The 19,401-nt window shown below is 50.0% G+C and carries 15 protein-coding genes; 10 read left to right on the forward strand and 5 right to left on the reverse strand.

Going from position 1 to position 19,401, the window contains the following annotated elements:
• Positions 1-20 precede the first annotated feature (20 nt).
• From ACZ5BI_RS00445 to ACZ5BI_RS00455, 3 genes are all read left to right on the forward strand, one after another.
• Positions 21-1,457: an FAD-dependent oxidoreductase gene (locus tag ACZ5BI_RS00445; RefSeq protein WP_316086259.1), complete on the forward strand. Its 1,437-nt coding sequence runs from the start codon at positions 21-23 to the stop codon at positions 1,455-1,457.
• Positions 1,458-1,566: 109 nt separating this feature from the next.
• The gene (htpX, locus tag ACZ5BI_RS00450) at positions 1,567-2,451 is read left to right on the forward strand and encodes a zinc metalloprotease HtpX (protein ID WP_316086258.1); all 885 of its coding nucleotides are present in this window, start codon (positions 1,567-1,569) and stop codon (positions 2,449-2,451) included.
• Between the two features lie 46 nt (positions 2,452-2,497).
• Positions 2,498-3,490 (forward strand): D-hexose-6-phosphate mutarotase, encoded by a 993-nt coding sequence (locus ACZ5BI_RS00455; RefSeq protein WP_316098320.1) that lies wholly within the window; start codon positions 2,498-2,500, stop codon positions 3,488-3,490.
• Positions 3,491-3,588: 98 nt separating this feature from the next.
• Here ACZ5BI_RS00455 and ACZ5BI_RS00460 read toward each other — a convergent pair whose 3' ends face one another.
• The 4 genes from ACZ5BI_RS00460 to ACZ5BI_RS00475 form a co-directional block, all read right to left on the reverse strand.
• On the reverse strand, positions 3,589-6,405 hold the full coding sequence (locus tag ACZ5BI_RS00460; protein WP_464896371.1) for an ABC transporter permease: 2,817 nt from the start codon (positions 6,403-6,405) through the stop codon (positions 3,589-3,591).
• Positions 6,406-7,155, reverse strand: coding sequence for an ABC transporter ATP-binding protein (locus ACZ5BI_RS00465; protein ID WP_464896372.1), 750 nt, complete (start codon positions 7,153-7,155; stop codon positions 6,406-6,408).
• A gap of 66 nt (positions 7,156-7,221) precedes the next feature.
• Positions 7,222-8,676 carry a hypothetical protein gene (locus ACZ5BI_RS00470; protein WP_464896373.1) on the reverse strand — a complete coding sequence of 485 codons (1,455 nt, stop codon included), beginning with the start codon at positions 8,674-8,676 and terminating at the stop codon, positions 7,222-7,224.
• Positions 8,677-8,763: 87 nt separating this feature from the next.
• On the reverse strand, positions 8,764-9,462 hold the full coding sequence (locus ACZ5BI_RS00475; protein ID WP_024060052.1) for an ABC transporter ATP-binding protein: 699 nt from the start codon (positions 9,460-9,462) through the stop codon (positions 8,764-8,766).
• 132 nt (positions 9,463-9,594) lie between these two features.
• Between ACZ5BI_RS00475 and ACZ5BI_RS00480 the strand changes: the two genes are divergently transcribed.
• Positions 9,595-11,001, forward strand: a complete 1,407-nt coding sequence (locus ACZ5BI_RS00480; protein WP_464896374.1) for a sensor histidine kinase — start codon at positions 9,595-9,597, stop codon at positions 10,999-11,001.
• A complete protein-coding gene (locus ACZ5BI_RS00485; RefSeq protein ID WP_464896375.1) occupies positions 10,982-11,668 on the forward strand; it encodes a LuxR C-terminal-related transcriptional regulator in 687 nt (228 codons plus the stop codon). Before ACZ5BI_RS00480 ends, ACZ5BI_RS00485 begins: the two co-directional genes overlap by 20 nt.
• A gap of 67 nt (positions 11,669-11,735) precedes the next feature.
• On the opposite strand, the gene ACZ5BI_RS00490 is transcribed toward ACZ5BI_RS00485, so the two are convergent.
• Positions 11,736-12,917 carry an N-acetylglucosamine-6-phosphate deacetylase gene (locus ACZ5BI_RS00490; RefSeq protein WP_464896376.1) on the reverse strand — a complete coding sequence of 394 codons (1,182 nt, stop codon included), beginning with the start codon at positions 12,915-12,917 and terminating at the stop codon, positions 11,736-11,738.
• 251 nt (positions 12,918-13,168) lie between these two features.
• On the opposite strand from ACZ5BI_RS00490, the gene ACZ5BI_RS00495 reads away from it, so the two are divergent.
• The 5 genes from ACZ5BI_RS00495 to ACZ5BI_RS00515 all read left to right on the forward strand — a co-directional run bounded on the left by ACZ5BI_RS00495 (position 13,169) and on the right by ACZ5BI_RS00515 (position 19,279).
• Positions 13,169-13,972, forward strand: a complete 804-nt coding sequence (locus ACZ5BI_RS00495) for a sugar phosphate nucleotidyltransferase (protein ID WP_464896377.1) — start codon at positions 13,169-13,171, stop codon at positions 13,970-13,972.
• 188 nt (positions 13,973-14,160) lie between these two features.
• Positions 14,161-15,450 (forward strand): ABC transporter substrate-binding protein, encoded by a 1,290-nt coding sequence (locus tag ACZ5BI_RS00500; RefSeq protein WP_024060057.1) that lies wholly within the window; start codon positions 14,161-14,163, stop codon positions 15,448-15,450.
• A gap of 244 nt (positions 15,451-15,694) precedes the next feature.
• Positions 15,695-16,702, forward strand: a complete 1,008-nt coding sequence (locus tag ACZ5BI_RS00505; RefSeq protein WP_464896378.1) for a carbohydrate ABC transporter permease — start codon at positions 15,695-15,697, stop codon at positions 16,700-16,702.
• Entirely contained in the window at positions 16,695-17,627 is a 933-nt protein-coding gene (locus tag ACZ5BI_RS00510; protein WP_307737696.1) for a carbohydrate ABC transporter permease, read from the forward strand. The genes ACZ5BI_RS00505 and ACZ5BI_RS00510 overlap by 8 nt, the downstream gene beginning before the upstream one ends.
• 320 nt (positions 17,628-17,947) lie before the next feature.
• Entirely contained in the window at positions 17,948-19,279 is a 1,332-nt protein-coding gene (locus ACZ5BI_RS00515; RefSeq protein WP_464896379.1) for a peptidase U32 family protein, read from the forward strand.
• Positions 19,280-19,401 lie beyond the last annotated feature (122 nt).

The following is a 19,401-nucleotide window of genomic DNA, read 5'->3' on the forward strand; positions in this document are numbered from 1 at the left end:
ACGTAAAAGGAAGGGTTTTAGTGTCTGACCGTCCGCTTAGTGTCGCTGTAGTTGGAGCCGGCCCCGCCGGCATCTATGCTTCTGATATTTTGTCCAAATCTGGTCTTGACGTTGAGATTGACCTCTTTGAACGTCTACCTGCACCCTATGGATTGGTTCGGTATGGCGTAGCGCCCGATCACCCCCGGATTCGAGCCATTATTACTGCCCTCTACAAGGTCTTGCAGCGCGGGGATATCCGTCTGCTGGCAAATGTGAATGTTGGCGGCGAGGACGCCGATATCACTGTTGATGACCTGCATGAACACTATGATGCGATTATTTTCGCTACCGGGTCTGACCGCGATAAACCGATTGATTTGCCCGGTCAGGATTTGCCGGAATGCTATGGGGCTGCCGATTTTGTTTCTTGGTATGACGGCAACCCGGATTATCCGCGTTTTTGGCCCTTAGAAGCGAAAGAGGTCGCGGTTATCGGGGTCGGTAATGTCGCCCTCGATATTGCGCGGGTAATGGCGAAGCACCCTGCCGATATGCTCAAAACCGAGATTCCGGAAAATGTGGCGAAAGAGCTCTATAAATCCCCAATCACAGACGTGCATGTTTTCGGACGGCGCGGACCGGCTCAGGTGAAGTTCACCCCCTTGGAGCTGCGCGAACTTGGGCAGCAGCCGGGAGTAAAAGTTATCGTTTCCGAGGAAGATTTCGAGTTCGATGAAGGCTCGGAGCAGGCGATTGCCGCCTCCAAACAAACCAAAATGGTGGTTGATACCTTAATTAATTACGCTATGGACGAGGACGACCAGGAAGCTGATCGCCGTATTCACCTGCATTTATTCTCTGCTCCTAAGGAGATTTTGGCTGATGAGGACGGGCATGTGCGCGCCCTGGTTACCGAACGTACCCAGCTGAACGGAGACGGAACAGTATCTGGCACTGGCGAACTGCGGGAGACCCCGGTACAGGCGGTTTATCGCGCGGTAGGATATTTCTCTTCCCCGATTGCGGGACTACCTTTCGATAAGCATCGCGGAGTAATCCCCAATCAGGAAGGGCGGGTGACCGATTTGGAGGGCACTCCTTTGAACGGGATTTACGCTACCGGTTGGGTAAAGCGCGGCCCGGTGGGGCTGATTGGATCCACCAAGTCTGATGCGCAGCAAACTATCGCCCACCTGGTAGAGGATGCAGAAGCTGGCAAACTCGTGGCTACCGGGGAAGCGGTGGGTCACGATGCCATGATTGAGCTGCTTAAGCAGCGGGGAGTTCCCTTCTCTACCTGGCATGGCTGGGAACTACTCGACGAATACGAAAAGCAACTGGGTGCTGACTTTGGCGAGGTCGAGGGCGGCCGTGGCGCGCGCGAACGAGTCAAGGTGGTGTCCCGCAAAGCTATGAGCGCGATTTCTCGCGGGGAAACAGTTCCGGAAGATTTAATCGGTAAGGACGGCGAATAGTTAGCTCACCTGTCTTTTCACCGCTGGTCAAGTTGCAGTTCGTTGGCAGGATTTTGTCAGTATTTGTGCAGATCCACCTGCTAGATTGCGGGTAAACCAGGAGGAACAAATGGGTAAGAAACGTTTTAGTAATGGCTTGAAAACTGGGCTGCTGTTCGCTGTGATGTGGGCGTTGTTGCTGCTAGTTGGCTATCTGATTGCTTATGGTACCGGCAGTTCCGCTTTTATCTGGATTTTTGCGGGTATCGGGTTGATTTCAACCTTCTATAGTTACTGGAATTCAGACAAGATCGCGATTAGATCCATGAATGCCTACCCGGTGGATCCGGGGAAATATCCGCAAATAGTGCGGATTGTTACTGAGCTTTCGCAAACTGCCGGTCAGCCGGTTCCGCGAATGTATATTGCTCCTACTTCGGCCCCTAACGCTTTTGCTACGGGACGTAACCCCCAAAATGCAGCGGTTTGCTGTACCGAGGGGATTTTACAGCTCCTCGATGAGCGTGAGCTTCGCGGGGTTTTGGCACACGAGTTAATGCACGTCTATAACCGCGATATTTTGACTTCTTCGGTGGCCTCAGCCATTGGCGGTCTGATTACGTCGGTCGCGCAAATGCTATTTTTCTTTGGGGGAGGGCGCCGCGACAGTGACAATAACCCGCTTAGCGGGGTGGCGGCGGTGTTATTGATATTCCTAGCCCCGATTGCCTCAATGTTTACCCAAATGGCGATTTCTCGCACGCGCGAGTTTGACGCAGATGAAACCGGTGCTGAGCTGGCGCGAGATCCGTTAGCTTTAGCCAGCGCCCTAAAGAAACTTGAGGCGGGAACGGTGGCGCGTCCTTTGCAGAGTAATCCGCAAACCGAGAAGGTTGGTTTCATGATGATTGCTAATCCTTTCCGCGGGAAGGGGATGAAGCATTTGTTTTCTACCCATCCGCCGATGGATGAACGGATTGCCCGCCTGGAAGAAATGGCGGGCTACAGTCGTTAATCTGGTTTTCGGCGCTGACTAAAGGGTTTGAATATATGCTTGCCTTATGGCAAGTGATATTCCAATCCAGGTACACCAGATTGACGCTGAATACTCGCTAGCTGAAATTACTGATTTTGGGGCGCAGGTGCTTTCTTGGACTCCGCGGGGTCAAAATCCAGTTGTTTGGCTGTCTCCGCAAGCCAGTTTTGCGGGGGACACTACCGTGCGGGGAGGAATCCCGATTTGTTTGCCCTGGTTCGGCAATCCCAGGTTTTCGCCGGCAGCCCCGGCAGGTGCAGCTGGTAATCATGGTTTTGCGAAAACTACTGTTTGGGAGCGGGATGATAGCGTTTCCAGCCCGGCGGCGCAACTTACAAGTGGGCAAGGAAATGATTTAGGCACGTCACAAATGCCTGGTAATGGGGGCAAGCAAGCGGGCGTAGGCGCTGAAGCGAGTTATAAAGTGCTGACCTATCGCCTGTCACATAAAGACGGAGAACTATTTCCCCACGCTTTTTCAGCACAGCTAACAATCGAAGTGGGTACGACTCTACGGCTGATGTTGGAGGCGGTAAATACCGATGATCACCCGTTCACATTTGAGGCGGTATTCCATACCTACCTGGGATTTAGTGATTTAAGGCAGTGTGAGCTTCACGGTCTGGAACACGCAGTTTTCTTAGATACCTTAACTGATAAGAAAGCTAGTGAAGACCAGCCGATTACTTTTAATCAGTCATTTGACCGGATTTATGATTCCCCTTCTGACCTGGAAATTTATGATCCAGCTTGGGGGAGAAAAATTTGGTTAAAGAAATTGGGATCTAAATCGACTATCGTGTGGACACCGTGGAACCGGTTTATTAAAGATTTTAGCGATATTCCCGACCAGGAAGTTTACCGATTTGCCGGAATTGAGTTTGGAAATGTGCGCGAAAATGCGTTTTTGCTGCAGCCGGGTCAAAGCCACCGGCTCGCCATGGAGATTGGAGTAGATTCCCTAGTTGATCAGGGGCAAGTAGCTTCTAATTGGGACTTATTTGTCCGGGGATATTAGCCCCTAAACACTATTTGAACTGATGATGCTTTATTGGGGGGCGCTGCCTGGCAGCGCCCCCCAAACTGCAATCGGGCTATTGACCCATATATTGCGGTTTACTCGTCAGCACTAGCTAAAGCAGCTACCGGGCTGGCTTTAGCGGCTTGACGACCGGGCAGCACCGAGGCTAGGAAACAGAACCCTTCGGTTACCAGGATTATTACCCCTAACCAGAGCCACGGGATTTGCAGGTGAATGTCTTTCGGACTGATGAAACCGCTGAAAGGCATACATTGCATCACGAACCAGGAGAACAGTATCGACAGCCCAATCCCTACAATCAGCGCCCCTAACCCGATTAGCGTCCCCTCGGTCAGCAGCATGGCGCGAATCTGTTTTTGAGTAAAACCAACCGCCCGGAGCAGAGCATTTTCGCGTTTGCGATCAACTACTGAAAGACTCAAAGTATTCGCGACCCCCACCAGGGAAACCAGAGCTGATACCCCTAATAGCGATAGCAGAATGGTCATCAGTATTTTTAGCACCAGATTTATGGAAGCCGTAGCCATTACGCCTCCAGTTTCAGCTACAGAATCTGCCGGAGCCAAGGTTGATAGCTCCTGAATGTCCTCCAAAATCTCGGTAGGCGTTTTTTCCATATTAATTTTGAGGATTACGCCTGCCGGGTTTTTCCCTGTTTCACTGGGGGTAATACTGTCTAAATCAGCTCGTGACAGTACCAGATAGGAGCCTAATGCAGAGCTAGGGAAGGCTTGATTATCTTCTGGAGGAGACTTTAAAGCAACTGTCAGCTTCTGTCCGCTAGCAAAAGTTAAGGTTACCTGTTTAGGGTGTTTCCTCTCGTCCTCAGTCATCAGCCAGGCAGTACCTTTCTGAGGGGTCTTAACCTGGTTACGTAATACTGCCTCGGGGTTATCGGGCAAACCGACCGCTAAAACTGACCGGTTTTCGGGTTTTTGGTTGTCGGAATCGGTGGTAATCGCATCCGAGGTGTCTCCCGTTTCGCCCTCCCCTTTATCCGGAGCCGAGCTGGTTGTTGCTTCTTTCTCGCCCTCGTAAGCTTCTACCCGTTCAACCGCTAAGTTCAGTTGAACCGGTTTACCGTTTTCATCATGAGTCTCTTTGATAATCCGAGAGGGCAGGGAAGCAACCCTATTTACGCTCTGCAGCTTCGGTAATTTCTTGGTTATCTCCTCGGGCATCTGATGGGATTCATCTACGGCAACTAGTGACATATCCACTGAAAAACGGCGGTTTAGTTCATCAGTGATGGTGCTTTGTAAAGATAGCGTACCTACCAAAATAGTGGCCATTAAGGTTACCCCTAATACCAGGGCAGTTCCGGTAGCTCCAGTGCGATTAGGATCGCGTTTTACGTTTTCTCCCGCTAGTTTCAAAGTTGCAGAGCGGGATGCAAAAGGCCGCGTTAGGGCGGCCGTGAATGCCGGTAGGAAACTGCGGCAAGCTAGCAGAGCCGCCAAGAAAACAAATAGGCATCCTCCCAGGGCGCAGCTCAGCGCGATGGTCATAGCTTGATCGTCTTCCTGCCCCTTATTTAGCCATGCAATCGTCCACAACCCGGCTCCCATCAAGGTAAACAGTGTCATGAACACGCCGCGCGCAATGTGGCGCTTCTTCTTGCTCATTTTGTTTAGTTCCATGGGGTTCAAGGCGGCTACCGGCAAGATTTTCGCTAGTCCCAGGGTGGGACGCATTCCGCCAATCAAAGGCACTATTATCCCGGTTAAGAGCGATACTACTGCCGGGGTGAAACCGATTACTTGGACCGCTTGGGCGAATGATCCAATCATTCCGGTTGCTACTGCCACCACAATCGAGGCAGTCCACCCTAAGAGCGTTCCAATAAGCGCAGCGATTACGCCCACCATAATGCATTCGGCAAATGCGGAACGCCTGATTTGAGAAACGGTAGCCCCCACGCAGCGCAGCAAGGCGGTTTCTCGCCGCCGCCTAGCTAGAACCACCTGGAAAGTTACAGAAACTATACCAATACATACCAGCACCGCTAGGAGTGGGAAAGCTAGGGAAGCAGCTTGTATTGCCACAGATTTGGCTAAATCGGAATCGGAAGATTTTTGTAGCGCCTCTACGGTAACTACCCAGCCATCATCGGATAGCAGTTTATTGTCATTTAGATATTTACCGAGTTTTTGCACTACCTCTTTGGGGTCTTGCTGGGTGTTTACCAGGATTTTCGTGGGTGATTCGTTTGCGTAACTGCTTAGCTGCTTGGTTAGCTGGGCAGAATAATACACATCCGGGAGGTTCCCGATTCGCATAGCGGCATCTTGCTTAACCGTGCCGGTGATCGTAACGGGAATGGTTTTCTCTTTCCCGGTGTATACCCCGTTTACTAGCTCATCAATTTTGAGCTCAATCTGGTCACCAATCTTGGTTTTGCCATCTGCCAAGTAGCTTTCGCCCAAAATTATTTCATTTTTCCCGGTAGGATAGCGTCCTTCAGCTAAGGGAGGACGATAGTACCCTTTAGGTAATAGTCCGGTCCCGTACAGATAAATGTTTTTCTCATTGATATTGGCGACCGTAAACGGATAGTAAAGCGGCTGTAAATCAAGGTCTTTACCGACTGCGTTACGAATAGCGTCTTGTTTTTTCAGAATGCTTTCATATTCGTTATCGGGTGTTTTTTCCGGGCTTACGGTTCCCTGTACGGCCTGCGAGCTATCGGGGTTGTCCAGGTCTACCTTTCTGGTTATCTGTACCTGGGTATTCTGGTTGAATTGGGTTTCTCCTACCCCCATCACCCAACTCATTACGGAGGCAAAACTGCTGGCTCCGCAAATAAAAACACAGCAAATAATGATAGCGATGGCAGTTGCTACATATTGGCGGCTGTGTGCTTTCAGGTTTGCTTTTGTTAAAAACAACATTTAGATCACCTGTGCCAGTTCTTCGCGGCTGGGTTGGTTAAGTTCTTGGGTTACTTGCCCGTCGCGTACCACCAGTACCCGGTCAGCTACCGAGGCGGCTCGAGCATCGTGGGTTACCATCACTACGGTTTGTCCCAACTTGTCTACTGCTTCCCGCAGCAGTTTTAGTACTTCCGTTGACGAGGACGAGTCTAGGTTTCCCGTGGGCTCGTCAGCTACCAGCAGGTCTGGTTTGGCTACCAGGGCGCGAGCTACCGCTACCCGTTGCTGTTGTCCCCCTGATAGTTCTGCCGGTTTATGGGTTAGACGGTCTTGTAAATTGAGGATTTCGATAATCTGTTTTTCCCACTTAGGGGCAGTTTTCTTTCCCGATAGTAGCGCGGGCAGATGGATATTTTCGGCAGCCGTCAAGGTGGGGATCAGGTTGAATGATTGGAAAACAAACCCGATATGGTCGCGGCGAAATTTGGTGAGTTTAGTGTCGTCCATAGCGGCCAGGTTTTGGCCGGCAACTGTAACTATTCCGCTGGTGACCGCATCTAGTCCCGCTAAGCAATGCAGCAAAGTTGATTTACCGGAACCCGAAGGTCCAACGATGGCTGTAAATTGACCGGAGTAAATATCCACGTTCACCCCGTTGAGGGCGCGTACTTCTACTTCTCCTTGCCGATAAATCTTGTAAACATCTTTTAAGCTCACTAAAGAACGTCTATTGGCTGGTGTTTGCGGATAGTTTCCATTTTGAATCATGGCTGCTCTTTCTCTAGTTTGTTCGTTCTTATCTAATAAGTTATTTTCTTTGACCAGGGCTCACCATCACTTAGGCAATGATTTTTTCTTATAGCTAGCTCTACCTGACATAGGGGATTGAGCTACCCTACCGCTCCGGTTAAGTGCCATAAACGTCCCGATCTGTACTAATACACTTACCGCTAACATGGCTGCCATCGGGGCAGTAATCTTTAGGGTTGTTTGTAGCTCTTCGCTTACCCCTAAACCGTCACCAGCTACCAGTGAGGTTAAAAATAGGATTACCCCCAGGATTAGCTGGCTGAATCCGAAAATGTAGGGCAAGATTATTTCCCACCATTTTGCTCTGCGAATAGTACGTGGCGGGCATCCTAACTGGAGCAATAGGGCTTTTTGGGTTCGGCTTTGCTCATTATCTGCAGTGGTGCTCACGGCTACGCAAAGACAGGTGAGGGCGGCTACCAAACCAGCGGTAATAAGCCATCCGCTGCGAATATCGGTTTGCAGCAGGGAAAGAAACTCGCCCTCGTCACTTAAAAGTGACTGCCAAGCCCCGGCGTTCTCGCTGGAACTGGCGGGGATGGGTTCGCTAGATCCTTTCCAAAGATAGGGAAAGATAGTTAAGAACATGAAAGTTAGCAGGTAGCTAAGCGCTAAGGATAGTACCGGGGTGATTGATACCCAGTATCTTTGCGGGTGGAAGCGGATATTTCGCACTGCTAAAAGCAAACTTAGGTGGCGGGTGTGGCTGAGTGGCCAAACCGCTAAGGAGAGGGCATTTGCTGGTAAAAATATTCCAAAAATCCAGGCGAAAAGTAAACAAAATAGGAATATCACTACTGCTAATAGCAGGGGAGTTAGCGGGATAATAAACGCTATCCCCGGAATCGAGACCAGGCAGGCACCGATAATTATTAATCCTATTGTTGGCCCGGACAGTTCTCTGACCCTACTGCGGGAGCGTGAGTAGCGGGGAATGCCAGTGTATTTACGGGTTAAGCTCAGCGCTTTCAACAGGGGAACTATGGCTAATACTAAGAAAACTATTATTACTGCCTTAATTGGCGGGATTAAGTTCAATCCGCCTAGAGGAATTCCTAATAGTTTCAGCTTTCCCAATAACGGCGCAGATGCACGGTAAAGTACTACTCCTCCTAGCCATCCCAGCCCCGCATATGCGAGCGTCGATACTGCAGATACGGCCAACCTGGTGTGAAAGGGTGCCCCTAGTTTTCCTAAAGTATTTAATAACTCAGCTAATCTGCGTTCGTCTAGGGTTAAACGGTTCCACCACAAAATGGTTAAGGGAAAAATAATCAGAATCACCGCAGCGGCGAACATTAATCCGTACAGTACGGTGACTACGTCTGCTATCTGGTTCCCTAAATCCGATTCATGCAGGGAAAATAAGTCTTGTACCGAGCCAGCACATTGCGAATCTGCTCCCGATGGGCAAAAAACTCCCAGACGGAAAGCTGCTTTTATTCCTCCTAGCAGCAAACAAATACTATAAGCAGTCAAACAAGCTGAGAAAAGGGACAAAAACTCTGCGGTTTTAGGATAGCGGAACCGCCGCGACCAGCTATAAACAAGTTGTAGGGTTCGCATTTAGTTTTCCCCAGGATTCTCCGGCAAAGATGTTTTGGCTCTATCAGAAACTATCAATCCGTCCCGTAAAGTAATCGTGCGTTCGCACCAGCTGGTGTCCTGGGAATTAAGACTAGTTACCAGCAGGGTAGCTCCCATTTGATGAGCGGCAGTAGATAGCACCTGCATAGTTTCTTGCGCGGTTATCTCATCTAAGCGGTCGGTCGGCTGGTCAGCGATAATAACTTCTGGTCTGCCAACTAGGGCGCGCGCCAGAGCTACTTTTTGTCGTAACGCTGCCGATAGATTCCCACTTATTTGACTGGCAATGGTTTCTAAACCCAGTTTTTCTAGTTCTCTTTGGGCACGAGACATCGCCTCGGCGCGTCCTATCCGTTTTAACAGCAGTGGTAAGGCTACATTTTCCCGTACACTCAACTGGTCTACTAGCTGCTCTGATTGGAAAACAAACCCAAATTTTTGCCGGCGTAGTGCCTGTAAATCTCTCCGGGAGTAATCTTTAAGTCGGCTACTTCCCAAATAAATTTCACCACTAGAGGGCGCAATAATTCCGCTGAGCAGGTAAAGTAGCGTAGTTTTTCCTACCCCGGATGGCCCGGTAAATGCTATCTGGCTGGCAGTGGGAATCTGTAAATCAATCCCCGCTAAAACGGTGCGTGAACCATAAACCTTAGTCAATGCGCGGGTAGATATATCCATATTCTCTATTGTTGCGGGCTGTATTCATTCCGGTTAGCCCCTTAGAGCTAGTTTTTAGGTAGTGCTAGCTCTACCTAAATAATAGTGAGCGCGCTCTGCCGGAATGCTAGCACTTGCCAATAGGATAGAAATATGCAGCGAATAGATCCCTTTTTCCAGGGAATAAACGATAAAAAACGGGTGGCTCCCCGCATGGCCCTGCTGCTAGGACCAGCCTATTTTGTAGTAGAACTCTTAGCGCTGCTAGTGCATTTAGCGTTCATGCTGATTCATCCTAAAAAAGCTCGCATCACCCTCGCCAATTACACTTGCGCAGTGCGTTATCGCGCCGGAGCAATGCTCGGTAAACCGGACGCGAACATTTGGCATCTTTGGGCGATCCCGGGGAATGATTCTTTATTGACCGGAGAGGGAAAGCTTCCCCCACCAGCTAAAACTAGCCGAGACATCCCAATATTACTGTTTTGCCTGTTTGTTAATGCGATTAGTTTCTGGGCGTTAGTAATTTTAGGCTGCCTGGTAACTCAGTTCTTTCAGTTCTATTTCCTACGGCTGCTAGCGCCACTATCGCTGGGGGACGGTCAGCCGGATTTAATCGCGACCATCGGGCTTTGGCTGGTATTTAGCCTAGGGGCGGCTATTTATCCGCGAATCATCTATTCGATTGCGCAAGGCAATCCGATGGACGAGCAAGAAATCCGGCAACTGCATCGTTCTCGCCGGGAAATCGTGGATGCTTTCGAGATTGAACGCCGCCGGATTGAACGCGACCTGCATGATGGGGCGCAACAATACTTGGTGGCAGCGTCCATGAAAGTGGGAGAGGCAGAGCTTTCTCTTAGCTTACTGGAACAAGAATTGGCGAACGCGGCGGCTTTAGAGGACACCGATGCTAGTCAAAACCAGCTGGGAAAAACATCTGGGGAAGCAGTCTTGGGTGAGGACGCGCCTCCTACGGAACTAGCCGGTACTTTAGAAAGCTCGGTGAAACGGGAATCAGTCTCCTTGCCGCAGTTCAGCGCAAAAATACAGGAGGTGCTGTCTTTGCTGCGGCAGGCACAGGACGCTAACGATAGATCCTTAGTGGCGCTTAGACGCACAGTTGCGGGGGTACATCCGAAAGTATTGTCTGACAAGGGACTAGCGGAGGCAGTGCGAGACGTGTGCGCAGATTCTCCGGTACAAGTTGAGATGCATCTCCCGGAAGAGTTAGCGTCTCTGCCCGCTGGAGCGGCTGCTGCCGCCTATTATTTGGTGTGCGAATCTTTAACTAATATCGCCAAACATGTTGCAAATCCTAAAGCATCTTTGCTGATAGTTGCAGGTTCTTCCCTGGTTATTTCCATAGTGGATAATGGGGGTGGGGGTGCGAAAATCATTCCGGGACACGGCTTGGCAGGTTTGCAGGCGCGCCTAGAGGCTTTCGGGGGAAACTTGCGGATAGTTTCGCCTGTAGGCGGGCCAACAACGGTGCGTGCCGAAATTCCGATTTTAATTCCTAACGTTGAGGAGGACGGCTTTGAAAATCATCTTGGCTGATGACGCGACTTTGATCCGGGAGGGCTTAGCGGGGCTACTGGAGCGACTAGGGAATCAAGTAATCGCTCAAGCCGAGGACGCGCCCTCCCTGATAAAAGCGGTCGATCAGGTCTATAGCGGCGACCAGGTTCCCGATGTGTTGATAACCGATGTGCGAATGCCTCCGGGTATGAGTGACGATGGCTTGCGCGCTGCCGTACAAATTCGGGAAAAATATTCTGACCTGGGAATCATGGTTCTCAGCCAGTATGTGGCTCCGGCTTATGCGGCTCAGCTTTTTAGTTCCGAACAGTTTTCACTGCCGGGAAATCATGCGGGTGGTACCGGTTACCTGCTTAAAGAGCGGGTCTCGCGGGTGGCAGATTTTTTGAACGCTTTGCAGACCGTAGCCGATGGCGGGGTAGTGGTGGATCCGGAAGTAGCAGTTAAGTTGGTGCGGGAACGCGGTTCTGCTCTTTCCAGTCTTACTCCTCGCGAAAGCGAAGTTTTAGAGCTGATGGCGCAAGGTTTAGCGAATGAGGAAATCGCGGCGAAACTGTTTCTATCCGGAGCATCGGTGGCTAAACATATTGCGAATGTGTTCATGAAGTTGGGTCTAACCCCAGATGAACCCAACCGCCGGGTGAGGGCCGTCCTCGCCTACCTGACCGCCACCGGTTTGCGTTAGGTACGCGAACCGGTGGTTCCCGATTTGAACAGGGGAAATAAGCTTAAAACAGTTTAGCCAACCGCGTTTAACTCTCTATTGTGGCTGGCTCGATTTCTTCACCCTGCCTAAATAGTCGTTGTATCTGATAATCAGAATCTAAGAGCATAAAGCTAGGTTTGCAGCCAGCAGTAAAGCGGGTAGTTACCCCGGGAGCGTCCTCGGGAATAGAGGCTGCCTGTACCGGGGTGCCCACGCAGGCACGAATCAGTTTCGCTAGGGGGATTTGTCCGCGCCGAGCAAAGAGGGCGAACTGATTGAGCAGACAGGAAGCCCCACCCGAGAGGGTATTAGTTCCATCCAGATAGCAGGCACCGTTCTTTACTTCAACCTTTAATCCTCCCAGAGTGTATTTACCGGGAGGCATACAGGCGGCCGCCAACGCATCGGTTACAAAGAATAGGGAAGCGTCGGGGAAAGTAGCGAACATATCTTCTACCAGTTCTGGTTTCAAATGATGCCCATCAGCGATAACCTCAACGCCAGCTGTTCTGTCTTTCGCCGATCGCAAGAACTCTATAATCGGACCGGGAGAACGGTGATTAATCGGGGACATGGCGTTAAATAGGTGAGTAACAGTTTGCGCGTATCCCTGCCACTTAAATTCGCCGGCGGTTTTAACCGTGTAATCCAAAGCCAGGCGGGCTTGATCCTCGTTACAGGAAGTGTGACCCCAGGAGGGAACCGCTCCATATTTGAGTAACAGTTTCGCCGCCTCGAGGGCATTATCGGTTTCCGGTGCGATAGTCATGGTCTTAAACCAGCCCTGACCAGCCTGAAGCCAGGACTCAAGCTCCGTTAAATCAGCTGGGCGGATAACTTCTGGGTTTTGCGCCCCACATTTTGCTTTCGAGATGAAAGGACCTTCTAAATGCAAGCCCGCAAGCTCGCCCTTTTCACAGAAAGGAACCAGAGCCTTGATATAGGGCAGGGGGTCAGCCAGAGAAACCAGGGAAGCAAATAGGGCGGTTGTGCCCCCACTGCGGTGAGCTTTAATCGCGGTAGCTATCTCGTCTGGATCAGTGGTGTCGGGGAAAGAAAACCCGCCGCCTCCATGGCAGTGAACATCGACAAAACCGGGAACAATGAGCGGCCAATTTGCGTCAGGAGTTCCCGGAATGACCTCAGCTAACTGGTTGCCATCTAGAACTAGACCGCTTCCAATCTGGTTTCCGAAACCATCAAAAACTCGCCCTTTTATCGTGGTCATCTCGGTTGCTCCCAACGCCGCTGTTAAAGTTCAAACACTTCAACTTTACGCTAGCTGCTGCGCCTTAACAATGCTGCTGGGAAGGGAAATAACCAGGTTAATAAGGGTGTTGGCTATTAATAGTTCCTCAAGATCGGGTTTTGTCCACTGCTATTGGGTATTTGTTTACTGGGTTCGCAAGGTGGTGAGGCTACCTAGCTTGTTAGTATTGAGTAGTAGTTTTTCTAAATCTGGTCTCAAAGGTGATTATTATGGCGGTTGCTAAGGCAGTTGTTTTGGCTCGCGGACTTGGTACCCGGATGCGCGCAAATGACGAATCTACTAATCTCTCTGGCGAACAAGCCGCCGCCGCTTCGGCAGGTACCAAAGGATTAATTAACGTTGGGCGACCTTTCTTAGATTACGTAATCAGCGCCTTTGCTGATGCTGGGATTAAAGAGGTCTGCCTGGTAATCGGTCCAGAACATGATGCGTTCCGTAACTACTATGACAACGTAGAAAAGAATCGGGTAACCATCAGCTATGCGATTCAAAAAGAGCCGCTAGGAACCGCGAACGCGGTCGCGGCTGCCGCCGGTTTTATCGGTAAAGATCGCTCCTTGGTTTTAAACTCTGATAACTACTACCCCTTGCCGGTATTAAAGCAATTGGTGCAAGCCCCGGGCCTCGCGGTAGCCGGGTTTTCGCGGGCAGAGTTAATCGCGAACTCTAATATCGAGGCAGAACGGGTGAAATCTTATGCGATTATGGATGTTGGGGGTGGGGTGTTGCAGAACATTATTGAAAAGCCCTCTGACGTGGAAATGGCGGCGCATCCTGACGCCCCAGTCAATATGAATTGTTGGCTATTCGACCACAGCATTATCACCGCTTGCGAAAATATTGAGCCCTCGGTGCGCGGAGAATACGAACTGACGGATGCAGTGCGTTACCTAATTCAAAACGGTTCACAGATTAAGGTGGTTCCAGTCGCTTCTGGAGTGCTGGATATGTCCTCCCGTAAAGATATAGGTGCGATTAAAGACGCTTTGCAGGACGTGGAGGTTAGTCTTTAAGGACCTTAGACAATCAGAAGGTTCTGTCTCCGTATGTCAACTTAATTTGGTATTATTTTAGACACGAAAATGTCTCATTTTCATATCAAATTCGGGAAAATTTCAGCAAGAAATCAGTTTTGCTATAATCCTTAATGAGTTTTCAATGGCTCGCGATGTAGCGGGTCAGCTCAACAAGGAGGTTTGATTTGTCGCGTAAGCTAAAACGGAGTATTGCTCTCGCTGGCGTAGTCGCAATGGCATCATTGGGGCTAGCTGCCTGTGGCGGTGCTGATGACAAAGCCGGTTCTGCAGACAGCAACGAAAAGGTAGAAATTGAATACCTACACCGTCTTGACAATGCCGATGATGCAGTAAAAGTTCAGACGATTGTTGATAAATGGAATAAAGAAAACCCGAACATTAAGGTAACCCCGAAGAAATTTGATGGTAAAGCTCAAGAGCTAATCAAGAAAGTACAGACTGACACCGACGCAAAGAATGCGCCTTGTCTGTACCAGGCCGGTTACGCTGACTTGGCCGAACTTTACGTAAAGGGTCTAGTACAGGACGTTAGCAAGTATGCTACCCAGTACAAAGACAAGTACCTGCCCGGTCCGTTCGATTCGATGGCGGTAGACGGAAAGTACCTAGGACTTCCGCAGGATACCGGCCCGCTGGTCTACTTCTACAACAAAGCAGAATTCGACAAGCTGGGTCTGAAAGTACCCACCACTTGGGAAGAATTCACCACCACCGCGAAAGCTGCCGCTGAAAAAGGCAAGTACATCGTGGCCTACGAAGGTGACGAGGGTGCCCAGATCTTCTCCGCTATGACTGCCGCCGCTGGTGGTCAGTGGTTCGGGGTAGAAGGCGATGCCTGGAAAGTTGATACCACCGATGAAGGCTCTGCGTCCGTTGCTGCTTTGTGGCAGAAACTACTTGACGAAAAGTCTGCAAAAGTAGTTGGTCGCTGGGCTGACGAATGGGCTCCTGCTGTTCAGAAGGGCGAAATCATCGGTACTATCGGTGCCGCTTGGGAAGCTCCGCTGATCGCTGGTGACGCTCCTGACCAGTCCGGTCAATGGGCTATTGCTCAGCTACCTGGTGGCGCATCCGGCCCCGACGGTGGTTCCGGTGTAGTAGTTTCCAAGACCTGTGAGCATCCTGAACAGGCCATGAAGTTCAACGCTTGGTTTAACGAGCAGGTTGATGATCTAGCCAGCCAGGGTCTGGTTGTAGCTGCGAAAGCAACTCCTAAAGCTCCTGATTACGCGAAGTTCTATGGCGGCCAGGACGTAATTAAAGAGTTCACTACTGCTAACACCAATATGAAACCGTTCACCTTCCCGCCCAGCTGGTCGGTACCTCAGGGTTACCTCAGTGGTGAAGGCGGCGCTGCTGCTGGAGACGGCACCATGAAGGTTGCAGACGTGTTCAAGAATTCGGGCGATCAGCTAAAGGACGCCTTGAAGAAACTGAATCTGGAAGTTAAGTAACTAAGTTTCAGGCTTAGTTGATGTTCTTGGATACCGGATGTACCCACGTAACATCAGGGAGGCACCTACCATCCCGCAAAGTTGGTAGGTGCCTCCATTTCTATATCTGATATTTCGTAGATTATTTTTACGGATTTCAGACCGTATTACCGTATATCCCAAACTGTTGAATGAAATAAAATATACGCATCCACTTTCTGGTGCATACCAATAATCTTTAATACAAATACGTGGGGATTTAAGCATGAGTGCTACTAAAGTAAAAAAGCGTGAACCAGCAGATAATGCTGATACGCTCCCACCTGAGGCAGGGGTCGCAAAGGAGCGAAAGACGCCTCGAGCAAGAAAGGAAGCGTTGACGGGCTGGGCGTTTATGGCTCCGTTTACGATTCTGTTCCTGTTTATTTTTATCCTGCCGATTTGCATATCGGTATTTTCTAGTTTTTTCCAAGTTAAAACACAAGGTGGCGGCGCATTCGGTGGGGGTGAATCTCAGAGTGTTTTCGTCGGCCTCGAGAATTATCAATACGTTATTTTCTCCGGAGCCTTCTGGGCAGGAATCGGCCGAGTTATCCTGTACACCATAGTGCAGGTACCAGTGATGATTATCGCTGCTCTCGCTTTGGCGCTACTCATTGATTCCCTGATCGTTCGCCACGTAACTGTTTTCCGTTTAGGTTGGTTCTTGCCCTATGCGGTACCGGGGGTAGTTGCCGCTATTATTTGGCTATGTATTTACACCCCGGAAGTTTCTCCGCTTAACTCCCTGGTAGAGGCTTTCGGCGGAGACCTCACTATTAACTTCTTTGGCAAGAAAATGATTTTACTTTCTATGGCCAACATGACTACCTGGACGTTCACCGGCTACAATATGCTGATTTTCCTGGCAGCTTTGCAGGCTATCCCCCATGATTTGTATGAGGCAGCTCGCCTTGATGGTGCCAGTAGTTTCCAGATTGTCACCAAGATTAAAATCCCGATGGTGCGAGGGGCTGCCCTGCTGGCAATCCTGCTGTCTATTGTGGGAACGATTCAGCTGTACAACGAGCCAGCGGTGATGGAAACCAGTCAAAAGTGGATGGGCTCTGCCTATACACCGATGATGATGGCGCTTAATACCGCGAAAGGATATATGTCGCCTTCAGGGGACGGCCCAGCGTCTGCAATCGCTATCGTTATGGCGCTAATCGCCGGTATTTTGGCAGTTGCTTATTTCTTAGCCGATCGGAAACTAGGTGGTAGTAATGACTAAGAAAACCGCTGTTACCCCTGGTGGGGTCGAGTATCGCCCCTCTATCAAGGGCTTACAATCACGTTCCTTGAAACCGGCAATGTGGTCGAAAATCCTCGCCATCTTGGTGATGATAATTGTCCTGATCTATTTCATTTTCCCGATTTACTGGGTGATTATCGCTTCTACCAAAACTAATGCCGAAATTTCCGGATCCTTCGGTTTCTGGTTCGCTCCGCACGACGATTCTGGGTCTGTTTGGGAAAGCACCAAAGCTAACTATGTTGGGCTTTTAGGATGGACCAAGAACATGGTTTGGCGCTGGATTGGTAACTCCCTGTTCTACTCAGCCGTTGCCGCCACCATCGGAACCCTGGTAAGTGTTATGGCGGGCTACGCACTGGCGAAGTTCAAATTCCCCTTCAAGAACGGTACCGCCGGGATCATCATGGCAGGTCTGTTGATGCCAGTTTCCATTCTGACCGTTCCTATGTACGTGATGTTCTTGCATATGGGCCTAAATAACACGATGGCATCGATCATTGTTCCCTGCTGTGTATCACCATTCGGGGTATTCCTAGGGCGCGTATATGCCCAAACCTCGGTACCAACCGAGCTGCTGGAAGCAGCCCGGATTGATGGGGCAGGAGAATTCCGGATCTTCTTCGGGATGGTTTTGCGTCTATTAGCACCCGCTATGGTGACGATTTTCTTGTTTATCTTCGTAGCTACTTGGAACAACTTCGTGCTTCCACAGCTGATGATTTCCTCCGAAGAGCTCAAACCGATCACCTTGGGTCTATACGGTATGGCTTCCTACTTCTCGCCGCCCTATGGACAAATGATGATGGCATCGCTGTTCGGTATTATTCCGCTGATTGTGCTGTTCCTGGTACTGCAAAAGTACTGGCAGTCTGGTCTGGCAGCTGGTGCGGTGAAGGGATAAACAGATTAGTTCCTTATAGCATCTGCTAGATGCTCATCTAAATAAAGGTGGGAGGCTCGATTTACGAGCCTCCCACCTTTATTTGCCCTGGGGACTCAACTCTTCCCTTGTCCAAGTTTTTGGGCTACGTTAGCGTTACTGGTGGTGCTGCCGGTCTTTAGAAAGCAGGCTAAGGCTATTGCATAGCGCGCTGGGGGAACTGCTTGCAGTTTCATTTATCCTCGCTGCTACTTAGGGGCAATCTGTCGAATTAATATAGATAGACTTAGGGGAAAGGCTGAATCTAGCTATTGTTGTACAATCTTTCGTATCCTTATCTGGTGCACAATGATAATCCCGAATACTCTCCTTCGATCCTACGTCGCTTAAACCCAGAAGTACTGGCACCAGCCGGTAATCTAGAAACCCTAAAAACTGCTATCGATTTCGGGGCAGACGCGGTTTATTGCGGCGGGAAAGCTTTCGGGATGCGGGCGGCTCCCCGCAATTTCAGTCTCGAAGATTTCGAGGACGCGACTACCTATGCTCACCAGCGAGGGTCTCGGGTTTATGTAACCTGCAATATCTTGCCGGACAGTGATGAAGTTGTGGCCATGAACGAATATATGGGACAGCTAGGTGAGATTGGGGTAGACGCCCTCATAGTAACCGATATCGGGGTTTTAATGGCAGCGCGCCGGGTCGCTCCCGATACGGATATTCATATCTCCACTCAGGCAGGAGTAACCAACTATCAGGCAGCTGAAGCCTTAGCAGCCCTGGGGGCTAGCCGGGTAGTCCTGGCACGCGAACTTGATTTAGCGGCAATCCGGATGCTGCGTGCTCACGTTTCTCCCGAACTTGAGATTGAAGCATTTGTGCACGGCTCAATGTGTATGGCGTTTTCTGGGCGCTGTCTGATTTCGCAACACACCACCGGGCGGGACGCTAACCACGGGGATTGCGTGCAAGCATGTCGCTATAAATATCACGTGGTGGAAGAGAAAAAATCCGGGAACTTTATTCCGGTTGAAGTAACCGATCAAGGTACATTCCTGTTCAACTCCCAAGATATGAACATGGTTGAACACGTAGCAGACGTGATAGATGCCGGGGTTACCAGCCTAAAAATAGAAGGACGTGCTAAAAGCGCCTACTATGTGGCCGCCATGGCGAACGCCTATAAATGCGCGGTTAATGAATATATGGTTCAACGCGGTTTCGAAAATGCGCAAGGGCAAGAACTTAAACCCCTTATTCCCAGCGAAGAGCCAGGGGACAAGATAGTTCTGCCTGATTGGATTGGTCAAGAGCCCTATAAAGTTACCCATCGGGAATACTCAACCGGTTTTTATTATCCCGAAAACCCGACCAGTGAATCCATTACCAAAGGGGGATATATAAATACCTGGCGTTGGTTAGGTAGCGTTCGCGAACACCGCTTAGATGAAGGACGGGTCTATATATTAGCGAAAAATAAAATAACCCCCTTAATGCCTATCGAGTTTTTAATTCCTGGTGCGGGGCCAATCGAGTACCAAATCCCTGACCATGATTTACGGGATGAATTTGGGCATGAAGTACCAGAAATCAATCATCCCGCACACGAGTTTTCCTTCCCGTGTCCATTGCCGCTACCAACTGGGGCAATGATTCGTGCCAAAGTGCGTTAAAGACGGGAAACCCTATCGTTAATAACCCTAAAACTGCGATCGTTTGCTGCCGATAGCTACTTAGAAATCCTGGTAACAGAACATTGAAAATGCGGGTTCGGAAAACCTATAGTTTTCCGAAC

It is taken from the genome of Varibaculum sp. GTC20041, assembly GCF_055387755.1.